Source organism: Enterobacter sp. UNJFSC 003 (genome assembly GCF_036903355.1).
Lineage (GTDB): Bacteria > Pseudomonadota > Gammaproteobacteria > Enterobacterales > Enterobacteriaceae > Enterobacter.
Genome location: NZ_JBAKHK010000128.1, coordinates 1 through 280, shown reverse-complemented (window position 1 = coordinate 280; position 280 = coordinate 1). Strand labels below are relative to the sequence as shown.

Sequence of the window (280 nt, the reverse complement as noted above, 5' to 3'; positions counted from 1 at the left end):
CCTCGATGGTGAGGCACGCCTTCCGCGTTCTGACCGAGGACAAGGTCAGGACGCGCCTGCTGGCGTTTTCAGACGACATGGACGGCTTCCGCAAGGTCCCGGAAAACGTCCCGAACAAGGAGATGCTGGCGGCACATCTCGGCAAGCCGCTGACGCGGGTGCCGGATCCGTTCTCGAACGAGTACCCCTCGTTCGGCGCGCACAACAATGCGCGGCTGCGCGCCTTCCTCGATCATTTCGGCTTCGACTACGAGTTCGCGAGCTCGACCGACTATTACAC

The 280-nt window shown here is 62.5% G+C and carries 1 pseudogene; it reads left to right on the top strand.

From position 1 onward, the window contains the following. Positions 1-280 (top strand): annotated as a pseudogene (locus V5P19_RS23430) (hypothetical protein); the annotation flags it as partial.